The 22,558-nt window shown below is 53.0% G+C and carries 18 protein-coding genes; 4 read left to right on the top strand and 14 right to left on the bottom strand.

Going from position 1 to position 22,558, the window contains the following annotated elements:
* Window positions 1-14 precede the first annotated feature (14 nt).
* On the top strand, window positions 15-212 hold the full coding sequence (locus ACYVBJ_RS02270; protein WP_460980683.1) for a hypothetical protein: 198 nt from the start codon (window positions 15-17) through the stop codon (window positions 210-212).
* A 96-nt stretch (window positions 213-308) separates the two neighbouring features.
* Here ACYVBJ_RS02270 and tsaB read toward each other — a convergent pair whose 3' ends face one another.
* The 4 genes from tsaB to rpmH all read right to left on the bottom strand — a co-directional run bounded on the left by tsaB (window position 309) and on the right by rpmH (window position 3,509).
* The gene (gene tsaB, locus ACYVBJ_RS02265) at window positions 309-998 is read right to left on the bottom strand and encodes a tRNA (adenosine(37)-N6)-threonylcarbamoyltransferase complex dimerization subunit type 1 TsaB (protein WP_460980682.1); all 690 of its coding nucleotides are present in this window, start codon (window positions 996-998) and stop codon (window positions 309-311) included.
* Between the two features lie 110 nt (window positions 999-1,108).
* The gene (locus tag ACYVBJ_RS02260) at window positions 1,109-2,767 is read right to left on the bottom strand and encodes a S41 family peptidase (RefSeq protein WP_460981261.1); all 1,659 of its coding nucleotides are present in this window, start codon (window positions 2,765-2,767) and stop codon (window positions 1,109-1,111) included.
* Between the two features lie 98 nt (window positions 2,768-2,865).
* Complete coding sequence (locus tag ACYVBJ_RS02255) at window positions 2,866-3,255, bottom strand: ribonuclease P protein component (RefSeq protein ID WP_460980681.1); 390 nt, start codon at window positions 3,253-3,255, stop codon at window positions 2,866-2,868.
* An 86-nt stretch (window positions 3,256-3,341) separates the two neighbouring features.
* Entirely contained in the window at window positions 3,342-3,509 is a 168-nt protein-coding gene (gene rpmH, locus ACYVBJ_RS02250) for a 50S ribosomal protein L34 (RefSeq protein WP_460974716.1), read from the bottom strand.
* A gap of 205 nt (window positions 3,510-3,714) precedes the next feature.
* Between rpmH and ACYVBJ_RS02245 the strand changes: the two genes are divergently transcribed.
* From ACYVBJ_RS02245 to ACYVBJ_RS02235, 3 genes are read left to right on the top strand one after another with little or no spacing between them, the layout of a single operon-like run.
* Window positions 3,715-5,313 (top strand): M61 family metallopeptidase, encoded by a 1,599-nt coding sequence (locus tag ACYVBJ_RS02245; RefSeq protein WP_460980680.1) that lies wholly within the window; start codon window positions 3,715-3,717, stop codon window positions 5,311-5,313.
* Window positions 5,314-5,367: 54 nt separating this feature from the next.
* Window positions 5,368-6,456 carry a glycoside hydrolase family 130 protein gene (locus ACYVBJ_RS02240; RefSeq protein WP_460980679.1) on the top strand — a complete coding sequence of 363 codons (1,089 nt, stop codon included), beginning with the start codon at window positions 5,368-5,370 and terminating at the stop codon, window positions 6,454-6,456.
* A gap of 31 nt (window positions 6,457-6,487) precedes the next feature.
* Window positions 6,488-8,002 (top strand): amidase, encoded by a 1,515-nt coding sequence (locus tag ACYVBJ_RS02235; protein WP_460980678.1) that lies wholly within the window; start codon window positions 6,488-6,490, stop codon window positions 8,000-8,002.
* Between the two features lie 143 nt (window positions 8,003-8,145).
* Here the strand turns inward: ACYVBJ_RS02235 and ACYVBJ_RS02230 are convergent, their stop codons facing one another.
* The 10 genes from ACYVBJ_RS02230 to ACYVBJ_RS02185 all read right to left on the bottom strand — a co-directional run bounded on the left by ACYVBJ_RS02230 (window position 8,146) and on the right by ACYVBJ_RS02185 (window position 22,440).
* Entirely contained in the window at window positions 8,146-8,544 is a 399-nt protein-coding gene (locus ACYVBJ_RS02230) for a hypothetical protein (RefSeq protein ID WP_460980677.1), read from the bottom strand.
* A 147-nt stretch (window positions 8,545-8,691) separates the two neighbouring features.
* Window positions 8,692-9,930, bottom strand: a complete 1,239-nt coding sequence (locus ACYVBJ_RS02225) for an MFS transporter (RefSeq protein ID WP_460980676.1) — start codon at window positions 9,928-9,930, stop codon at window positions 8,692-8,694.
* Window positions 9,931-10,010: 80 nt separating this feature from the next.
* A complete protein-coding gene (locus ACYVBJ_RS02220) occupies window positions 10,011-11,708 on the bottom strand; it encodes a sodium:solute symporter family transporter (protein ID WP_460980675.1) in 1,698 nt (565 codons plus the stop codon).
* A gap of 184 nt (window positions 11,709-11,892) precedes the next feature.
* Complete coding sequence (locus ACYVBJ_RS02215; RefSeq protein ID WP_460980674.1) at window positions 11,893-12,306, bottom strand: hypothetical protein; 414 nt, start codon at window positions 12,304-12,306, stop codon at window positions 11,893-11,895.
* A gap of 111 nt (window positions 12,307-12,417) precedes the next feature.
* Window positions 12,418-13,665 carry an MFS transporter gene (locus ACYVBJ_RS02210; RefSeq protein WP_460980673.1) on the bottom strand — a complete coding sequence of 416 codons (1,248 nt, stop codon included), beginning with the start codon at window positions 13,663-13,665 and terminating at the stop codon, window positions 12,418-12,420.
* A gap of 120 nt (window positions 13,666-13,785) precedes the next feature.
* Complete coding sequence (locus ACYVBJ_RS02205) at window positions 13,786-15,054, bottom strand: MFS transporter (protein WP_460980672.1); 1,269 nt, start codon at window positions 15,052-15,054, stop codon at window positions 13,786-13,788.
* Between the two features lie 95 nt (window positions 15,055-15,149).
* Window positions 15,150-17,486, bottom strand: coding sequence for a metallophosphoesterase (locus ACYVBJ_RS02200; RefSeq protein WP_460980671.1), 2,337 nt, complete (start codon window positions 17,484-17,486; stop codon window positions 15,150-15,152).
* 81 nt (window positions 17,487-17,567) lie between these two features.
* A complete protein-coding gene (locus tag ACYVBJ_RS02195; protein ID WP_460980670.1) occupies window positions 17,568-17,972 on the bottom strand; it encodes a hypothetical protein in 405 nt (134 codons plus the stop codon).
* A gap of 360 nt (window positions 17,973-18,332) precedes the next feature.
* Window positions 18,333-21,770: an isoleucine--tRNA ligase gene (gene ileS, locus ACYVBJ_RS02190; protein WP_460980669.1), complete on the bottom strand. Its 3,438-nt coding sequence runs from the start codon at window positions 21,768-21,770 to the stop codon at window positions 18,333-18,335.
* Window positions 21,771-21,930: 160 nt separating this feature from the next.
* On the bottom strand, window positions 21,931-22,440 hold the full coding sequence (locus tag ACYVBJ_RS02185; protein ID WP_460980668.1) for a hypothetical protein: 510 nt from the start codon (window positions 22,438-22,440) through the stop codon (window positions 21,931-21,933).
* Between the last annotated feature and the right edge of the window lie 118 nt (window positions 22,441-22,558).

The following is a 22,558-nucleotide window of genomic DNA, read 5'->3' as shown; positions in this document are numbered from 1 at the left end:
ACCAGATGACGTATATGGCTATGTGGATACGAATGTATGGACCGGGAAATGATGACGATGGGGCAGACGGTGGGCTGGAGGATGAGGATCTGGAACGGATGGGTGAGGATGATTCAACGATATTAGGGGCGGGTGGCACGGCGGGTGGCTTATCGGGAGATGGCGAACGGACAGATGAATATGACGCTGCCGTATTTGGGCTGGATGATTAATTGACCGTTAACGATCAGGCAAAAGCGGTCGCAGCGTTTATTAAAGCGCTGCGACCGCTTTTTATGCGTTCTGTTTTAACGTAACGTCAGTAAGAGTTATACCGCTTTCCTGGGCTGCGTAGTCATAAAGTCCTTGAGGTAGAACGGCTCAAACGTAGCCGTATCTTCAAAGCGGCTTTCGCTGGCGTATACACTCGCCAATGCACCTACTGTACGGGCCGAAGGCGTAATGGGTTTATCCAGAAACACAGCGTTGGGATGTTGGCTTAGCAAAGGTCGACATTTCTCCGCGCCATCGCCGAAAAACACGACCGGCCCCTGACTCAACCGTTCCGCGAATGAACTGGCGTCGATGATCTGCGCCGACGTAGCGTCCACTTCCTGCCCCTCGGTCGTGTACAGCGCGCAATACACTTCCATACGCCGGGCGTCGATCATGGGGCAGAGCGTGTACGATGGCGGAAAAACAAACCGAACCTGCTCGGCCATTGCGGCCAGGGTGTTGACCGCCAGAAGCGGTTTATCGAGGGCAAAACAAAGCCCCTTTGCTGTGGAAACACCGATCCGAAGCCCTGTGTAAGAGCCTGGTCCTTTAGCAACCGCAATGGCATCGACCTGCTTCAGTTCATGTCCGGTATGGGTAACTACCTCGTCGATGAGCGTCGTAAGCAGAGCCGCCGATGTGCGTTCGGTGAATAATTCATAACAGCCGAGTAAGGTATGATCCTGGTGAAGGGCAACAGAGCAGGCAGTCGTTGAGGTATCGAGCGAAAGAATCAGCGGCATGTGTTGGGAGGTCGGCTATCAAAATGGCCACAATAATACATAAAAAGGTGGCGGCTTACGTAGCCGCCACCTTTGTTGAGGGTAAACCGACGGGTTAGCCGGTTCGCTGTTTATTTTTTCTTTAGCATCGCGTTGTACTTACCCATGTCTTTAAACAGGTCAAGGGCCGCTTTCATTTCCGGATCGGTCGTGAACGACGCTTCTTTGATGCCTTTTTGCAGGTAGTAATGACCCGCGATCTCTTGTTCCAGCAACGTTTTTAGTTCGCCTTTGAACGTATTCAGATCCGCATCTTTGCTGTGCGACATTTTCGTTTTCAGCGATTTGAGCTGGTCCTGGATCAGATCGAAATACTTTTCTTTCTTGGCGGATGCTTCCAGCGTACCGAGGTCTTTTTCCACCTGGGTCGTGTAGTCATACTCCTTGTCGCCGAGCCATTTTGTAAAGTCAGCGTATTCCGCGTCGGTCAGGCGAAACTCACGGGCGGGCTTGATGCTTGGGTGCTCCTGCCGGTACTTCACGGCATAATCAAAAATGAGCCCTTTGTTGGTCAGACTTAAGGCAATAGGCGTTGGCGTCTGCGCTTCCACGACTACATCGGGCAGCACACCCCCACCGTCGTACACCACCCGGCCTGCTTTGGTTTTGAAGGCCGTTTTGAGCGAATCGGGAATTTTACCGACGCTGCCATCCGGATTCCGGTGGCTATAGTCAATCGCCTGGATGCAGCGGCCGCTGGGGATGTAATATTTAGCGGTCGTAATTTTCAGCTTCGTATTGAACGACAGTTCACGCGTGGTTTGTACGAGCCCTTTGCCGTACGTCCGCTGCCCAACCAGAACCCCCCGGTCATAATCCTGAATGACGCCCGATACGATCTCGGCCGCCGAGGCACTGCGGCTGTTGGTCAGCACAATCATCGGCATCTCTAAATCCAGCGGAGGGTTCAGAGCCGTGTACGTCTTATTCCATTCGGTCACCTTGCCCTTCGTGGTCACCACCTCCGAATCTTTCGGAATAAAAATATTTGAGATGTCGATCGCCATATTGAGCAGACCACCGGGGTTCTCACGGACGTCGAGAATGAGCTTTTTCATGCCCTTGCCCTTGAGTTCCTGAAAGGCGCTGCGTACTTCCCGCGATGCCGTAGCGGTGAAGTCTTTCAGGTCGATGTACCCGACCTCATCGTTGATCATCCCGTAATACGGTACATTCGTCATTTTCACGACGTCGCGAACGACGCTCACCTCCACGGGCTCCTTCTGACCGTAGCGTCGTACCGTTAGTTTAACCGCCGTGTTGTTCTGTCCTTTCAGGAGCTTGCCGGGGTCGGCATCTTTGCGCGTCTTGATATCAACACCGTCTATTTTGATGACTTCGTCGCCGATCCGCAGGCCCGATTTTTCGGCGGGTGTCCCTTCGTAGATCATCAGGACAATGCTCTTCTCCTGCCGCTGACCGATAACGGCCCCGATGCCGTTGTACCGGCCCGTGGTCATGGTCATGTAATCTTCGATCTCGTCTTCGGCGAAGAAATTGGTGTACGGATCGAGGGCTTTCAGCATGGCATCAATGCTGGTCTTCACCATGCGGTTGGGGTTCACCTCATCTACGTAATAAAGGTTCAATTCTTTGAACAACGTAGCGTAGATGTCGAGGTTGCGGGCGATCTCGAAGAAGCGATCGTCGGTTTTAAACGAGAAAAAGCCAATTCCACCCGCAACGAGGGCCGAAGAGGCTAGAAGGGTAAAGCGTTTGGGCAAGCGCATGTTGAGCAGAACCCAGATGGCCACATCCGGATGTCTATAGTATGGAACTGGCGACACTAGCCCCCAAACGTGGCCGTCCGGGGAAACGTTAGCGCAACCTACAATTTCTTTAAAGCTAATTTCATACCTTTTTCTATCTCTTCAAACGAAATTATCTGCTTGGCGGTATACAAAAAAGCAATGTAAGCAGGCCCCGCGTTTTCGGGGCTGATAAAGGGCTTATTTAGCCGATACGCTTCGCGCACCCGGCGTCGGATAAGATTCCGGTCAACGGCGCGTTTAAAGGACCGTTTGGGAACCGTAATGACGGTCGCAGGCGGCCCTGCCTGCTGGTCTGGCGTAGTGGGGAGGGGGGAGGGATGGGGCAGGTAAAGCACCCGAAATGGAAAAAGGTAGAACGTTCGGACGGACGGACTACCTTTCTTGAATAACTCTCCGAGAATTTTTTTGCTGCAAAGCCGTTCTGCTTTCGGGAAGGTTTGCGGCATAACACGGACTGCGTTGATGGGTTGGCTCGTAAGTTCAGATACGTCAGCTACTTACTCTTTGTTGACCATCAACTTACTACCGGTAATTACAATTTGAAGCGTTCGCCTTTTTTCTCGTCCGATACGGTTAGTTTCCAGCGACCTTTCGCCCGACGGCGGGCCAGTACTTTGCGGCCATTAGCAGAGGCCATCCGCTCGCGGAAACCATGTTTGTTTTTCCGTTTACGGTTCGATGGTTGGTACGTTCTTTTCATGATATATCTTGCCTAAAACCCTTATATTCCAAATGAGTCCGCAAAGATAGCTGAATGGCATCAGTTTACCAAGTGATGGTTCAGAAAAACGATTTGCCTTGTGGCGAGTTGCTTAGTAAGCCGGCTAAGCGCTCGGAAATTCGTTCATCCGGCCTTACATTAGTCGATTGTCTGCTGATTCGTTCGTTCAATTATTCGATTACCAATGCATTATCGTCTGTCTGCCGACCGGGCCGCCGGAGCCTCCTCCAGTTCTCACTACATTGCCGTTGAAGCGCGGCTGACCGACATCACAACGCCCGAAGTCGAGCTTCAGTTACCCGCCTGGCGGCCGGGACGCTATGAGTTGCAGCAGTTTGCCCGGAATATTCAACGTTTCGCTGTTGTGAATGCCGAGGGACAGCCGCTGCCGTTCCGAAAAATTACCAAAGACCGGTGGCTGGTGCAGACAAACGGAAGCACGGAGCTGATCGCTCATTATAATTACTACGCCCTGCTTCCTACGCCTAACCTGCTGAACGCCGGTACCAGCTACATCGGCGATACGTTGTTTTACGTCAATCCAGTTAACCTGTGCCTGTATGCGGAGGGGCGGATCGACGAACCGTGCCTGCTTGACGTAGTGATCCCCGACAGTTGGACGGTTGCGGGTGGGCTGCGGCCAGCCGAGCAAACTTCGGTCGGGGTCAGAACGTTTCTGGCGTCGGATTTTTATGAATTGGTCGATTGTCCGTTCATGGCAGCGCCCGCCATGCAGCACGTTCAGTACGAAGTACGGGGTGTGCAGTTTCACGTATGGATTCAGGGCGGGCGTCGGACGGACGGTGATCCTACGTTTGATGCCGCCCGCATCATCGACGACTTCAGCCGTTTTTCGGAGCAGCAGATTGATCTCTACGGTACGTTTCCTGAACAGGATTACCATTTTCTGACGCTGGTACTGCCAGTACCTTATTATCATGGTGTAGAACACCGAAATTCGACCGTACTGGTGCTCGGCCCCAACGACGAGGGCGAAGGACTATACCTGGATCTATTGGGCGTAGCTTCGCATGAGTTGTTTCACGCCTGGAACATCATCCGCATTCGTCCGATAGAACTCTTGCCGTACGATTTCACCCGGGAAAATTACTTTCAGACCTGCTTTGTGGCCGAAGGCGTAACGACCTATTATGGCGACCTGATGCTGCGTCAGTCGGGCGTGTTCGATGATGAAGCGTATCTAAAAGAATTACAGGTACTCTTCAAGCGACATTTTGAAGCCAACGGCCGGGCGTTTCAATCGCTGGTCGAATCGTCCTGGGATTTGTGGCTGGACGGCTACGAGAAAGGCGTACCCGACCGGAAAGTGTCCGTATACCACAAAGGAGCCATTGCCGCGTTGATGCTGGATCTGCATATTCGTCGGGTAACCGATCATGCCCGTTCATTGGATGACGTAATGCGCCGGATGTGGGAGCAATTCGGAAAACCCTTCGTCGGCTACACACTGGCCGATTACCGGCGGCTCACCGAAGCCGTTGCCGGTGAGCCGCTGGATTGGTATTACGATTTATGTATCTTCGGTAATGAGCCGCTTGAAGCCAAATTGAACGAATACCTGGCGTGGGTAGGTCTACAAATTATATATGAAGAGCCGGGGTCGGAGCAGGCCGGGGGCGTCCGGCTACTGATCGTTAATGATGAAGAAGGTAGTCTGCAACGGGCGCGCTGGTTCAACAGTACCAACAGTCAGACTATGCCAGCGGGCAATGACGCCTTGATGCCAGAGGAGAAGTCGGGTAAAAACGTAGTAGCAAAATAATAGAACCTGCTTTTCGGAGAGCTGATCTGATAGATTTCATTGACTAGATACGTCATGCTGCGTTTCGTTCTGTTTTTTCTCTTGTCGGTTTCGTCGCTGGTTCCACCGAAGCCCGAAAAGCCCTGGATGCTGGGACCGTTCCGGAAGCAGAATGCCGATAACCCGATTCTTGACGCCAAAGCCAGCTCTATATTTCATTGTCCGGTTCGGAACGAAACGGTACGCTGGGAGGAAAAAGACGTATTCAATCCGGCAACGGTCGTACGTAATGGCAAGGTGTACATGATTTACCGGGCTGAAGACACGGTCGGTAAACATGCCGGTACGTCGCGGCTCGGCCTGGCCGTTAGCGCCGATGGTATTCACTTTACCCGAATGCCAACGCCTGTCTTCTACCCGGATAACGACGCCATGAAAAGGTATGAATGGGAGGGAGGCTGCGAAGATCCCCGAGTCGTTGAAAGTCCGAATGGCGTTTACGTGATGACCTACACGGCCTACGACGGTGACAAAGCCCGCTTGTGCGTAGCCACCTCGCGTGATCTGATCCGTTGGCAAAAGCAGGGCTTAGCTTTCGATCAGTTCGATAATGGCCGGTACCGAAATCAGTGGGCAAAGTCCGGTGCAATTGTTTGTAAACGCGTGGATGACCGGCTCGTGGCTCAAAAAATTAACGGAAAGTACTGGATGTACTGGGGCGATCAGCCGCAGCTGCACATCGCTACTTCAGCGGATCTGCTGCATTGGACACCGCTCGAAACCAGTACCGACAAGCCACTCGCCGTGGCGGAGTCACGGAAGGGGAAACACGATTCGCGCTTGCTTGAGCCAGGTCCGTTTGCCATGATAATCTCTTCTGGTATCTTATTGATTTACAATGGGATGAACGATGTCAGACAGGGTGATGCTGATTTGCCGCCAGGAGCCTACACGGGCGGGCAGTTGCTTTTCGATGTTCGAGACCCGACAAAGCTGCTCGATCGGTCCGAACAGTATTTCATTAAACCCGACCAGCCTTACGAGCTAGAAGGACAGGTGAATCAGGTTTGTTTTCTGGAAGGTATGGTGCCGTTCCGGGGCAAATGGTTTTTGTATTACGGCACCGCCGACTCGAAAATTGGGGTTGCTGTGTCGCCCCAGTAACTCTGCAAAATGCTTTAACCTAAGCCCGCTTATGCAAACCTCTTCCGTTCAGACTTTACCCTTCGATGAGTACGTTACCCATGACGCTACGGCGCTCGCTGAATTGGTGAGTTCGGGAGACGTTACGCCCGCTGAACTGCTCGCTACGGCGATTGCGCGGGCGGAGGCCGTTAACCCTGAGATCAATGCTATAGTTACGCCCCTGTACGAACAGGGCATTGCCATGACGAAGCAACTGCCTAAGTCCGGTACGTTTTGCGGGGTGCCTTTTCTTTTGAAAGATCTCGAACTGGAATGGGCGGGGACACCCATGAAGTCGGGCAGCCGGGGTTACCAAAACTACGTATCAACGGCGGATAGTGAGGTGCTGAAACGGCTGAAAGCGGCCGGACTGGTGTTTTTTGGCAAGACGAATACGCCCGAATTTGGTCTGACGCCCTACACGGAGTCGAAGTTATACGGCCCTGCCCGTAACCCCTGGAAACTGACGCATTCGCCGGGTGGGTCGAGTGGCGGATCGGCAGCGGCTGTAGCGGCTGGCATCGTTCCGGCGGCAACCGCTTCCGATGGGGGCGGGTCGATCCGTATTCCGGCTTCGTGCTGTGGGCTGTTTGGGCTGAAGCCGTCGCGGGGGCGTGTGACTCTGGGCCCCCGCTTTGGCGAGTTATGGAATGGCGCGGTGGTGGGCCACGTGGTTACCCGCAGCGTTCGTGATAGTGCCGGGCTGCTCGACGCCGTGGCAGGCCCGCTGGCAGGTGATCCCTACTTTTTACCCGCTCCCGAACGCCCGTTTGCCGAGGAAGTGGAGCGGGAGCCGGGCCAATTACGTATCGCTTTCTCAACGCAGTCGCTAATGCCCTCGCAAATCATTGATCCGGAGTGCGTTCAGGCTGTGGAGAAAACTGCCCGTCTTCTGGAGCGGTTAGGGCATAGGGTAGAGGAGGTGCCGCTTCCTTACGAAAAAACGATCGTGACCGAAGCTTTTTTTGTGAGCGTCTTGAGCGAAACAGCAGCTACGTTACGTGAGCTAAGCCTGTATCTGGGTCGCCCGGTTCGGCGCGACGACGTAGAATTGAATACGTGGGCGCAGGCTCGTCTGGCCGATGGCTTTTCGGCTGCTGACCTGGCTTTTCAGAAACGGCGCTGGAACACACTTAACCGCAGCATGGGCCAGCTGCACGAAACCTACGATCTGTTTCTGACGCCAACGCTGCCCCGTTCGCCTATCCCAATCGGAACGTATCAGAACAACGCTTCAGAAGAGCGATTGCTCAAACTGGTCGATGCAGTTGGCGGCTTAAAATATCTGAAAGGCAGCAAAACGGTTGACGACCTGGCAGAACGCTCGCTGGGCTACATCGCTTATACGGTTATTACCAACATGACTGGCCAGCCGTCGATGTCGGTGCCGTTGCACTGGTCGGCGGAGGGCCTGCCCATCGGCGTTATGTTTGCCGCTAAACTCGGCGACGAGGCCACGTTGTTTCGACTGGCGGGTCAGCTGGAGCAGGTTGAGCCGTGGTTTAATAAACGACCTATTCTGTAAATATAAGCAACCCTAATCTTGGGGAGAAGTCTATAATCCGGTACCCCAAGTCGTCAGAACAAATGACAAAAAAGACGGTAAGACCGCTTGTTCTATTATCGTAGCGGTCTTACCGTTCTCAGATGGCTTGATAGTATTCCCCGTCAATTAGGATCTTTGCCTAAACTGTATGCTTCCAGCCTCTTTACGTTGTCGATGGTAGCGGTTAGGGCAAACTCCTGCTCCGATTTCTCCGTAATGATGGGGCGAGAACCATTACTGGATTGAAGTACAAAATAGTATTGTTTGTTAGGAACGAAATGAATAAAATAAGGCTTGCCATCGATGACTAGACCTAAACTATCGCCGACGGTCTCAACCGTAACCCAAGTGCTTCGCTTGAGTAGTATCGGTTTAGTTGACTCAATTGTTGTTTTCACTTCAGGTATATTTATACCCATGGTCAAATTCATAAAATGAATCCGGGTCGGCGCCGATGATTGAGCTTTAGTGCTTGTGCTCAGCAAGCTGGCGATGGCAATAACTCCAAATAACGTTTTCATAAGGCCTATATTGATTATACGTTATGGCTACTGCAAGAGTCAGGGTTTGAAAGCTCCGTCATAAGCCGTTTAGTACTTCGTTAAGTAGTGTGGTTATTACCAACACTGGCCTTATTAACAATCACTTCCACTAAGTTATTTTAATCTTTACTCCGAGTAGTCCAGCTCTTTACCGAACGTTTCTTCCATCGACAGTAACGACCATACCCCAATACCAAAGCAAATACAGCTAACGACAGCCGCAGCACCTAATACGCCAATAGATGGTTTCATGGCTTGGAATGCAGGAATCGTCAGCAACGTAGTCGCCCGAACGTTGTTGGCCACGGAGGTGGTGGCCGTAGCCCGCAGATTCGTTCCGAAGCTTTCGGCCGTAATGGTTAAAAACATGGCAATGTAGCCGATGCTGAAACCCATACCCATGCAGACGGCATAGAACGTAGTGGCCGAGTTGATAACGCCTGAGAGGTAAATCAGCACGAACACGGCCGTTAGTCCCATCATCAGCCCAATCGCTTTCCGGCGCGACTGTAAGTACTGGCTGAGCGGCCCACTGATCAGGTCGCCGACCACCGTGCCGATGTACGTAAACATCACGCAGCGCCCCGGCTGAATCGCTTCGTCGATCCCCAGGGCTTTGCCAAACTCATTGCCGAACGTAGCGAGAATGCCAATGACGAGATACGTAGGCACGGCGATACCCATGCACCGCAGGTAGCGCTTCAGGCGGTTGCTTTCCTGAAAAATAGCCCAGAAATTACCCCGGCTTACGTTGGTTGCCACCACACGTTTGAACATGCCCGATTCGAGTACGCTCACCCGCAACACGAGCAGGCCAAGGCCGAGACCGCCCCCAATAAAATACGTAGTGCGCCAGTCAAACAACGTAACGGTAAAATAGCCTACAACAGCACCGAGTAAACCGACGCCCGCCACCAGCGATGACCCATAACCGCGCAGGTGCTTCGGTAAAATTTCACTCACCAGCGTAATGCCCGCGCCCAGCTCGCCCGCTAACCCCAGTCCGGCCACAAAGCGCAAACCTGCGTACACATTGGCATCCTGCACAAATCCACAGGCGATATTGGCTAGTGAATACGTAATGATACTGCCGAACAACACCGAGAGCCGCCCGCGCTTATCGCCCAGAATGCCCCAGACAATGCCACCAATCAGTAGGCCTGCCTGCTGAAAATTCAGAATTCGTCCACCAATCAGAGAAATTTCGGTTTCGGAGAGCCGGAGATCGTTCAGGCTGGGAACCCGGACAATGTTGAAGAGCAGCAAATCATACACATCCACGAAATAGCCCAGCGCGGCCACGATGACCGGAAGTGTAAACAAAGGACGTAACGACGTCGCCGATGCAGGAGGAGAGGAGGGCATAGGAGTTAGTTAATAAAAAGCACAGACGACACCTGTGGCGAGATGTCATCTGTGCTTTCAAAGAGCGCAACCAGAATAAACTACCAGAACCGCACGTATAAGACCATAATCAGGAGCACGATAACAACGGTTAGAGCCGTTGATGATGGATTTAAGCGGAACATACTCGCATCGATAACAAAGGCCTTAGGATTCAGCGCTGGTCCGGCCAGACTAATAACGACCATAAGCAGCACGGTGAACACGAACGCCCAGCCCATACAGATCAGGAACGGAATTTCGTAGCCCCCATTACCATTCGGGTAGGCAGTATATAAGAAGGTTTCATTGCCAAACAGGGCAGGCGCGTAGTTGTTGAACAGAACTGACAACGCAAAACCACCCAGAATCCCCGCAACGGCCGCCGGACCGGTGGTGCGCTTCCAGAAAAAGCCGAGTATGAACACCGCAAAAATAGCCGGGCTTAGGTAACCCGTGTATTTCTGAATGAACGTAAAGCCGCCTTCACGGCCAACGCCGAGCGCATCTTCCCAGGTCAAAGCAATCGACAGCAGCATAGAAACAAAAATGGCGATACGTCCCACCCACACCAACTGCTTTTCGCTGGCGTTCTTTTTAATGTATTTCTGATAGATGTCGAGCGTGAAAATCGTCGAGATCGAGTTGGCTTTACCCGCCAGCGAAGCGACAATAGCTGCCGTCAGGGCCGCCATCGAGAGACCTTTCAACCCGTTGGGTAGGAAGGATAAAATAGCCGAATACGCATTATCGGCCAGAAGCTTACCCCCCGGTGCCATTTCGTTCTGGAGACTGCCGTTCTTGTACAGTACAAACGCAGCGATACCGGGCAGCATAACGATCAGCGGCATGAATATTTTTAGCAGAGCCGCGAAGAGAATACCGGTACGGGCCGTTTTCAGATCGGCACCGAGTGCCCGCTGGGTAATGTACTGATTACAGCCCCAGTAGTTCAGGTTCACAATCCAGATACCGCACAGGTACATAGCTATGCCCGGCAGGGTCAGGTATTTATTAATATCGACCTGGGACGAATTCGGCCCTGGTTTCTCGAAGATCATGTGAAAATGGTCGTCGGCATCGCGCATCATGGCCGTAAATCCCGCCAGTACGTCGTTGCCTAATCCAAACTTCTGGCTGACCAGTGTAAGGGCCAGATACGTAGTGACCAGACCGCCAATGATCAGCACCAGCACCTGAATTACGTCGGTATAGCCAATCACTTTCATACCGCCCAGGGTGATGATAATGGCAAAAAGGCTCAGGCCGATCACAATCGCGTGGAACGACTCAGCACCAACCAGGTTGCTGATGGCCAGCGCGCCCAGGAACAGAATAGAGGTCAGGTTAACAAAAATGTACAGGAACAGCCAGAAAATGGCCATGATCAGGCTGACCGTTTCGTTGTACCGCGTCTTCAAAAACTGCGGCATCGTATAGATGTGGTTCTTGAGGTAGATCGGCATAAACCACACGGCCACAATTATGAGTGCAAGGGCCGCAAACCATTCATAAACGGCAATGGCAACGCCGAACGTAAAGCCATTGCCCGACATGCCGATGAACTGCTCGGCCGAAATATTCGACGCAATCATCGAGGCCCCAATAGCCCACCAGGTCAGCGAGCCTTCGGCCAGAAAGAAGTCTTTGGTATCAAGGTTAGTGGTTTGTTTTCGTTTGTAAATCCAGTATCCGTAAGAAGAGACACCGATAAAATAGAGGAGAAAGACAATGTAGTCTGTCAGATTCAATTGGTTCATTGGAACGCGCAGAAATAGAGTTTTGGATCAGCCTGTAAAAAAGCAATTAATTCTTGAAATAGGCTTTATTTCCTTTAAAATCATTTGCGTTCTGTGCGTATAAAGCGGTTTTTTAATGAAAAAAGCACGAAGTCGGACTTCGTGCTGATTCGCAGGTGAGGTAGTGGATTGATTGGGTTCGTGATTAGTTCATTGAGATCAGGCGAATGGGGAGCTGCTCGGTCAGGGTGGGGGTCGTCAGTTTAAAGGTCATCTCCTGCGATTGCGCACCGGCCGAAACCCGAAAGGTGTACCTGCCGTCGACAATCTGGCTCATGTCGAACTGCTGCCGGAAACAGTTGGTTTTGCCGCCTTTCTTAGGCAGTTTTTCCCGGTACAGCACCTTTCCTTTCGCGTCCATCAACTCAAGGTTAATCGTTTCGTCGGCTTTGTATTTTTCCAGATGCAGCCAGAGCTTCGAGGCATCGGCCGCCGGGAACATGACCGCGGTAAACGCTTTTTTAGAGGTTAAGTCATCCTGTGCCATACTCGGTGAGGAAACCGATACAGTAGCGGCCAGCAAGGCCAGGCCGAGCGTGAGTTTAAGGAACGTTTTCATTGAGTTGAAGAATTAAGTGGAACCTTTATTGTCAACCCAATGATGCGGAAACGCCCCTCAGGCGCTGGCCTTCGGGAGAAACGGTTTAAGTAAATGATAAACGGTCGGGCCTTATTCCACGAAGTCTAAATTCTTCCCGAATGTCTCTTCCATTCGGCTGAGCGACCAGAAGGCCAGCCCATAAACGACAACGCCCAGGATGCCAGCCGCCACCAGGGCACCGACCGAAGGCTTCAGGGCCTGGAAGAAGAGGGTCATCGGAATCAGCGTACCCCGAACCAGACTCGGGGCCGACGTAGTGGCCGTGTTGCGCAGATTAGTGCCGTACAGCTCGGCCACCATCGTCAGGTACATGGCGATATAGCCGGTACAGAAACCCGCCAGTAAACACACAGTATAAATGCCGCTGGCGGTTTTGAGTCCGCCGAACAGATAGATGCTACTCAGGAGCATACTGAACAGCAGCAGGCCAGTGATGGCTTTTAGCCGCGACTGCAGCCACTGGCTTAAGGGGCCGCTCAGCAGATCGCCCCCGGCTAACCCAACGTAGATCAGCATCACGCAGCGCCCCGGTTTCACTACTTCGGCAATACCCAGGGCCTGGCCGAACTCATTGGCGAACGTAGCCAGAATACCTACAATAAACCAGGTCGGAATGCCGACGGCTACGCAGCGAAGGTATTTAATGGCCTGGGGCCAGCTACTGAAAAAATGGAAGAAATTACCCCTGCTGACGCCCTCGTGCTGGGCTTTCATACGGTTGAAAACACCCGACTCAAACACGCTGACCCGCAGCAGGAGCAGGGCCAGACCCATGCCGCCACCGACCCAGAATGCCGTTCGCCAGTTGAAATATTCGACCGTCAGGTAGGCGACACCCGCCCCCAGATAACCAATACCGGCCACAAGCGATGAGCCGTAGCTACGGATCTCTTTCGGTAAGATTTCCGAAACCAGCACCATCGCTGCGCCGATCTCACCCGACAGGCCAATACCTGCCACAAACCGAAGAAAGGCATACGTATTCACATCCTGGACAAATCCGCAGGCGATGTTGGTCAGCGAGTAGGTGAGGATACTGCCAAACAGCACCGACATACGGCCGCGTTTATCGCCCAGGGCGCCCCACAGAATACCGCCCAGCACTAACCCCGCCTGCTGAAAGTTCAGAATAAACGTACCTGCCTTCGATACATCAGCCTCCGACAACCCCAGCGACTGTAGACTCGGCACGCGCACAATGCTGAAAATGAGCATATCGTACACATCGACAAAAAAGCCTAAGGCCGATACGATCACGGGCAGGGCCAGCAACGGACGATATGAAACGCGGGTTGGGGTAGAGGAAAGGGTTTGCATGGGCGGAGGGAATAGCGGCAGAAACGAGCGAAATGGAAGCATGGTAAACGAAATGAGCAAACGTAAAAGAGGAGAGACCCTCTAAGCTGTCTCCTCCCGTTACTCTATTTCCTGATTCCTCTACTCTTCCAGGTAGTTCAAATCCTTACCGTGGGTTTCCGAAATGGTCAGGATGGAGTAAAAGCCAATAATGAAACTGATGAGGCCCACGACGGCTCCAGCGTTGATGATGTCGAGCGACGGCTTCAGGTACCCGTACAGGCTGGTCATCAGAATAACGGTACCCCGCACCATATTCGGAACGGTAGTAGCCGCCGTAGCCCGCAGGTTCGTACCAAACTGTTCGGCCCCGATCGTAACAAACATGGCCCAGTAACCAATGCCGAAGCCCATCGCCAGACAGAGGCCGTACAGCACCGCTGCACTTGTAATGCCGACGTACAGATAAACAAGGCCGAACACAAGTGCGATGGCCATCAGTAGTGCCACCGCTTTCTTGCGGGAGGCCATCGCCTGACTGATAAACCCACTAGCCAGATCCCCGACCGCTAACCCAACGTAACACCACATAATAGCCAGCCCCGGCTGAATCTCTTCGGTTACACCCAGGGCTTTGCCGAACTCGTTGCTGAACGTCGCCAGAATACCAATCACAAACCAGGTGGGCAGGCCAATACCAATGCATTTGAGGTAACGGGTAAACCGGTCGGCATTCGTAAAAAACGACAGGAAATCACCCCGACTGACATGTTTTTGTTCCGTAATATCTTTAAACATGCCGGATTCAACGACGCCGACCCGCAGCAGTAACAGACCGAAACCGAGTCCGCCACCAACAAAGAAAGCCGTTTGCCAATCAAATAGTTTTACCGTGAAATACGCCACTACAGCGCCAAAAAGGCCGATACCCGCCACGAGTGAAGTGCCAATAGCCCGTTTTTCCTTCGGCAGAATTTCACTGACCAGCGTAATGCCCGCTCCCAGCTCACCTGCCAGGCCAATACCCGCCACAAACCGCATCAGCGCGTAGTACGTAGTGGGCGACATGAACGTAACGTCTTTGATAAAGCCACAGGCGATATTGGCCACTGAATACGTAATGATACTGCCGAACAACACCGAGAGCCGCCCGCGCTTATCGCCTAGAACGCCCCACAGAATACCACCCAGCAGCAGACCGCCCATCTGCCAGTTCAGAATGCTGGCCCCAACGGTCGAAATCTCGTCGGGAGTAAGACCGAGGTCCTTTAAACTCGGTACGCGAACGATGCCGAACAGCAGCAGATCGTAAATGTCAACGAAGTAACCCAGTGCGGCCACAATCACGGGCAGGCCGAATATACTGGCCGCTTGAGTTTCTGATTTTGAGGAAAGGGTAGGAACAGCCATGCGGCAGATTCAGGAATTGAAATCAAAAGATTCTGCAATTATACGAAAGGACCGAAGAAGATTAGGAAGAGTCCGCCAATTCAAACCAACGAAAGTTACTGGTGCACCACTTTGCGGGTCAGCGTTTCGGAGCCGATCTGTATTCGCAGCAGGTACGTACCGGCAGGGGCAGGCATAACAATCGATTCGGTTACAGACAATACCGCACCAACAAACTTGTGAAACACCTGTCGGCCCTGTGCATCCTGAAGTGCCAGCGTAACCTCTTTTTTCTGCGTTAGCGAGATGTCTACGCGCACAGTCTCGTGGGTAGGGTTGGGGTAGATCCGCAACTGGCCACCGGCGAACGTTTCGGTCTCGGTGGGAAGCAACACGGTTACGGCTGCCAGTCCGGTACCCGTACCTTTTCCGCAGCTTCCCTCCAGGCTGGTAACACCGAGCGTAGTCGACTGGCTGGGCGAAACGGTGAACGTAGCCACGCTTGTCACGGCTGAAAAGGCGGTTCCGTCCGATAACGTACCCCGCCAGGGACCTTCCCCCGTAAAGCTAAGCGTGAGCGAAGCAGGTTGCCCCTGTAGAACGGTGGTCGAGCCACTCAGCGTGGCGGTGGGGGCTGAACTCACTACGAACTGGCCACTCGACACAAGCTCGGCGTAGGCAATGCCGCGCGGCCGAACGCGTAACCGGTAGCCGGTTCCCGGCGCCAGCGCAGTGGGAAGCGTGGCGTTCAAGGCGTTGAGCGCTCCCGAGCCAATGATCTGTTCTTTCGAGAAATTGCCCGAGGCATCCGATAGCAGCACATCATATTGCCAACCGGTGGCTTTTGTGGTGTTTTCGGGCGTGGCCGTGACGGCGATTGTACTGCCCGCGCAGGCGGAGGCCGGGGCCAGAGCGGTTATTTTCGGCTGTTGCTGTACCGTCACCACGAACTGGTCGGTCAGGCATTGCCGCGTGTCCGCTACGTTGATTGTAAACTTACCCGGCAGCGCTCCTACGTAGCGGATGCTTCGGTTCGTCGATCCGGTTGTCCAGCTATACCCACCCGGCGAATCGGGACCGGTAGGCCAGGAGGCCGTCAGCTGGAGCGTATCGGCAAATTCGGTGGTGAGGGTGGTCGTTTTGTTGACATTCTTCATCATGGTGAACCGGTCCTGAACCGACCCGTCGGCGGCTATGAACTGGGCATCCAGGCGGTTATCCAGTACGTCCAGCAGCATAGACCCGCCAGTGGGCGTGTAGCCCACCACCATGGCGGGGTGAGGATAGTCCGGCGACAGTCCCCCCAGGGCACCACCCGATCCGTTCACAACGTATACGGTGCCCTGTCCCTTGGTCAGAATTGGGCAGGAACCCGGCGAACCGTCGTAACGGGCCGTCGTATTTTCGGTTACGTGTTTGGTTTTATCGAACGTATTGGCTAAACCCGTTTGCCCGTTGAGTCGGTAATAGCGCTCATAATTGTGGCTGTGGCCATTCAGGACCAAATCAACGTTGTACCGCTCCAGAATAGGGGTCAGATTTTGTCGGATGAGCCGCATCGACTCCTCGGTATCGGAATTATGGCCCCCTTTGCTGTAAGGTGGGTGATGAAAGATGACGATTGTCCAGGGCAGTTTATTGGCGGCCAGGTCGCGTTTGAGCCACTGCACCTGCGTTCCAGTTGTATCGTATAGCCGATATTGCCCGGCCTCGTTGCCCTGCGAATCGAGCGAAACCAGGTGCACATTGCCGTAATCGGCCGAAAAATAGGATTGCGAACCCGAGGCAACACCGCCCGCTTCGCCCTTCGTCGGCATGGAAAACAGTTTGTAATACGCAATATCGAAGTTGTTGCTGTTGTCGGCGTAATCATGGTTCCCCGGCGTCATGAAGATGGGCAGATTGCGGAGCGTCGGCCCGTATACATTGAACACGTACTGCTGAAACTGATCGTCGGTGCCGCAGCAATAGGCGTTGTCGCCGAGCCAGAGCCACAGATCGGCCGGATGAGCAGCCGTCGCATTTCGATACGCCTGGTATACGTTGCGGGCGTTGGCACTGCCGTCGCCAAAATCGCCTAATGCCCAGATGCGGAGTGGGGTTGTGCTGCCCGTAGCGGGCGCTGTTCGTACGTACTGGGTTGCATCGCTGGCCAGTACCGCTGCGGTAGAGCCAATGCTGTAATAATACGTAGTCGCCGGTTGAAGACCCGTTAGCGTAACCTGGTGCTCCGTGGTCGACTGGGTCAGAGTAGCCTGCTGCGTAAATTGCCCGGATTGAGTGCCGTACGTAACGCGGCTGTCAGTTGGTTGATCGGTGCGCCAGCGAACAATAACCGACGTTGGTGTTACGACCTGCAAATAAGGCCCCCGCGTGATTTTGGGAGCCTGGCCGTGTGAGATCGAACTGAAAAAAACGAAGTAACTGAGCAGACAGTAAAGATACGGTTTCATAGGACGCAGGTTTGTCACCGTAAAAATACATTCCTCGATACGAATAATTGTATCGAGGAATCATTTCGCTCAATTACCTGATCACCGCTGGGCGTCCATCAAGGCGCGGTGCATACGTAACAGTTGCCTGACGGGCCAGTCGGTCTGGTTGTACGACTCTAATTGGCTGACCTTGAGTAATAACGCTCGCTCGTTTTTTCGGCGTTCATCGGCCGGCAGCGCTTTTAAACAACCAGGCAGCTCGTGCAGAGCCTTACTCAGCAGTACGCAGGCGGTTGCCGGCAGTGAGAAATGGGCGGCCAGTCGCTCTACATCCGACAACTTCCAGAGATCTGGCTTGGCGCGTCGGTTCCGAATGGCGTTACCACTAACCCCCAGGGCTAAGCCAAGCTGCTCATCATTGAGCGGACACTCGCGCAGCCGCCACATAATGGCCTGGTAGTTATTGGTAAACGAATGTAAGACAGTACGTAAATAGTCGATCAACGTTGTGAGTAGGTTTAGACTTGCCAGTTCATAAGCTGACAAATCGGTTTGAGATAGACTGAAGAACGGCTGACCTAGACGCCTAATAGATGCCCTGGTTAAAACGAGCTTTAAAAAGGCATAACCCTCATCAGATCGATGACGTATAGGGCCATTTTGAATAAGATCATTTACAACATTCATGCCATTGCAAGAAAAGGTATACAAATGCGTTTTTTATGATTGTTTATGAATACTACTGAAGTAATTTCTATTGATTTGTTGTCATTAATTAGGAAGTAAAAACAAAACGCCGATCGGATATATCCGATCGGCGTTTTTTAACAACAGTTTTATAAGCTATTTAAGTGTGCTGAAACCTTAGTTTGCTACGGCCACTTTTACTCGCAACAGGAACTCATCCATCTCAATTTCGACAGCCTCGCCGTTCAAATCATTGACCAGGTTCAACGCTATAGCCTGAACCTCCTGCTGAATGTATGGGCTGTTCGTTTCGATGGCAGTTGCCAGTATTTCATTGTTACGTTCAAGCGCAATCGTGATTTTATCCGTTACGTTGAAGTCCCGGTCTTTGCGCAGATTCTGAATCCGGTTCACGAAGTCGCGGGCGATCCCTTCCCGGCGGAGTTCGTCAGTTACCGTTATATCGAGGGCAACGGTCAACCCGCCTTCGCTGGCTACCAGCCAGCCGGGAATATCCTCGGTCAGAATTTCAACGTCAGAAAGCTGTAAGCTGTAGTCGCCAAGCTGCAAACGTCCAGCCGCTTCGAGTTGCTTCAACTGCTCGTCGGTCAAGGCCGTTATGGCAGCCGCTACGTCTTTCATCTGTTTACCGAATCGAGGGCCGAGCGCTTTGAAATTTGGCTTTACTTTCTTTTTCAGAATACCCGACGCATCATCGACGAATTCAACAGCTTTGACGTTGACCTCTGACATAATCAGGGCCGTAACGTGCTCAATCTGCCGACGCATATCTGGGTTAAGCACCGGAACCAGCACCCGGCTCAGCGGCTGGCGTACTTTCAGCTTGTGGCCTTTACGGAGTGAGTGCACCAGCGACGACACCCGCTGTGCCAGCTCCATCGACTGCTCCAGTTCGGAATCAATAATGGATTGGTCGGCCGCTGGAAAATCCGTCAGGTGCACCGACGTAGCGCCTTCCACCAGATTACGATACAACCAGTCGGCGTAGAACGGCGCAATGGGCGACATCAACTGCGACACGGTCGTCAAACATTCGTGCAGTGTTTCGTAAGCCGCCTGCTTGTCGGTGGTCATCCCGCCGTCGGACGCGACCGAAGGGTCTGACGCGCCCGCCCAGAAGCGCCGACGGGCTAAGCGGACGTACCAGTTCGAGAGCTGGTCGTTGACAAAATCCTGCACCGCACGCCCGGCCTTGGTTGGGTTATAACTGTCGAACTGCTGGCCAACTTCCAGAATCAGCGATTGCAGCTTCGACAGAATCCAACGATCCAGCTCAGGGCGCTCGGCAACGGGGATGGTACGTCCGGCAAACGAGAATTGATCGAGATTGGCGTAGAGCGCAAAGAAGTTATAGGTGTTCGACAACGTACCGAACAACTTCCGCTGTACCTCGCCAATGCCGTCGACGTTGAACTTCAGGTTATCCCAGGGCTCAGCGTTGGTGATCATGTACCAGCGCGTAGCATCAGCTCCGTATTTTTCCAGTGTCTCGAACGGATTAACGGCGTTACCGAGCCGTTTCGACATTTTATTGCCGTTTTTGTCCAGCACCAGACCCGTGGATACTACGTTCTTGAACGCCACCGAATCAAACAGCATACCGGCAATGGCGTGGAGCGTAAAGAACCAGCCGCGCGTTTGGTCAACCCCTTCCGAAATGAAATCGGCCGGGAAAGCTTTATCAAATACATCGTTATTCTCGAAGGGGTAATGCCACTGTGCGTACGGCATCGCGCCCGAATCAAACCAAACGTCGATCAAGTCCGGCTCACGCTGCATCAGGTTGCCCGACTCTGATACGAAATAGATCTCGTCGGAGTAGGGCCGGTGTAGATCATACGTACCGGCTTTGTAAGCCGAGAGGAAGGCGGTGTTCTTATCGATGTGTGCCTGGAATTCAGCTTTGCCCTGAGCGACCCATTCACTCATTCGCTCATTCGCGCTTTCGCTCTTTTCAACCAGTTCGTCTACCGAGCCAACGCACACCTCTTCGCCGGTTTCGCTCCGCCAGATCGGCAGGGGCGTGCCCCAGTAGCGGCTGCGTGACAGGTTCCAGTCAACAAGGTTTTCAAGCCAGTTGCCGAAGCGACCCGTACCGGTGCTCTCGGGCTGCCAGTTGATGGTCTTGTTCAGTTCCACCAGCCGGTCTTTTACCGCCGTCGTGCGGATGAACCAGCTATCGAGCGGGTAATACAATATAGGCTTATCGGTCCGCCAGCAGTGCGGGTACGGGTGCTCGTATTTCTCAACGCGGAACGCCTTGTTCTCTTCTTTCAGCTGGATGGCGATCAGTACGTCCGTCGGCTTGAACTCCGGATCGGCACGCTCTTCATCGGAATAATATTCTTCTTTAACGTAACGCCCGGCGAAGTCAGTGACTTCGGCCACAAATCGGCCCTGACGATCCACAATCGGGACCTCTTTACCGATTTCATCTTTCACCATGATGGCCGGAATGCCAGCCGCCTGCGCAACCCGGAAGTCGTCGACTCCAAAAGTAGGCGAGGTATGCACGACGCCCGTACCGTCTTCGGTGGTTACAAAGTCGCCCAGAATCACCCGAAAAGCCGGTTGATCCGGCTGAATATACGGCATCAGTTGTTCGTACTCAACACCTTCCAGATGTTCGCCTTTGAACGATGATAGAGTGGTCCAGGGAATGACTTTATCATTGGGCAGGTACGCATCGAAAGCCGGATCTTTGGATGATCCAACCCGCCCTTTTTCGTTGAACCATCGGCTAACCAACGCTTTGGCCAGCACGACATTAATCGGCTCGAAGGTATAAGCGTTGAACGTTTTGATCAGGACGTAGTCGATATCTTTCCCTACCGTCAACGCTGAGTTAGCGGGTAGCGTCCAGGGGGTAGTCGTCCAGGCCAGGATATGGATGTCCTCATCGGCAGAGTCGTAGAATAAGAAGGCCGACTTGCCGGTTGGTTTGACCTTGAACTGCGCGACAATGGTCGTGTCGCGAACGTCCTTGTACGTACCGGGCATATTCAGCTCGTGCGAACTGAGGCCCGTTCCTGCCTTGGGTGAATACGGCTGAATGGTGTAGCCTTTGTACAGCAGATTCTTCTCGTATAACCGCTTGAGCAGATACCAGATCGATTCGATGTACTCGTTTTTATACGTAACGTACGGATTCTCCAGGTCTACCCAATAGCCCATTTGCTGGGTCAGGGTATTCCACTGGTCCGTAAACCGCATCACCGTTTCGCGGCATTTGCGGTTGTAATCCTCTACGCTGATGGATTTGCCAATGTCGTCTTTGGTGATGCCGAGTTCTTTCTCGACCTGCAACTCGATAGGCAGGCCGTGGGTGTCCCAGCCGCCCTTACGTTCGACCTGAAAGCCACGTAACGTTTTGTATCGGCAGAAAATATCCTTTATCGTCCGGGCCATCACGTGGTGAATACCGGGCGCTCCGTTGGCCGAAGGGGGGCCTTCGTAGAACGTAAATGTTGGCTGCCCCTCGCGGATGGCGACGGACTGCTCAAAAACCTGATTCTGGTTCCAGTAAGTTAACACCTCGGCCGCGATCTGTGCGTAATCGAGGGATTCGTATTGCTGATAGTTCACGCCTGGCAAGGTCGGTACGCCGAAACGATTGAAAATAAGTGCAAAGATACGGAATTGTCCCGGACGCAGGGTCCGAAACTGCGGACCCTGTTCGGGAACTCCTGTCCTGGCCCAACAAAAAAGCGAACCATTGCGGTTCGCTTTTTCAATCTTACCAATTCACGATTCGTTACTCAGCCTCGCGTTTCTGAAGGGTTTGGATGACTTTCCCATTCTCAATGAGTCGGGTTTTCAGAACACGCTGCTTCGGAATGGCCACTAACAAAGTAGGCTGGACTTTCGTCGGGAGCGGAGCCTTGATCAGCGTAGTATCCGCCATACGCACGTAACGAACGGTCAGTACGGAATCCTGCACAAATACTTTACTAACCGAAATTTTGGGAGGGGTACTGGTTGGTGATAAAGCAATTCCAACCACCATTTCTTTGGTAAAATTAGGCCGGTCGGCCCGGTGCGCGGGTTGAAATACCTTGTCTAAGGTTTCGCTTTGCTCGAACACAAAAAGAGTGGGTTTGCCTTTGTTGACGGGCGCGTCGGTGCTCAGCGTGTAGCCGTTCAGCAGCCGGTATTTAAGATTTATCTGGGCTATGGCCAGCAGGCTGATTGTTAGGCAGGTAAGCGACAGAAACGAGATTCGAAAGAGACGTTGGTTTCGTTTTTTAATTCCAAGAAACGGCATAATCAGACTTTTACTACGTACTAACACTCTTTTTTTAACGTCTGACTGGCGCTTTCGGTGTGTTGCTGACCGAAAAAAAGCCGGACGTTTCCGGCAGCCGTTAAACCAGGAACGTGGC

It is taken from the genome of Spirosoma fluminis, from assembly GCF_054778895.1.
This window is presented reverse-complemented; position numbering and strand designations above follow the sequence as displayed.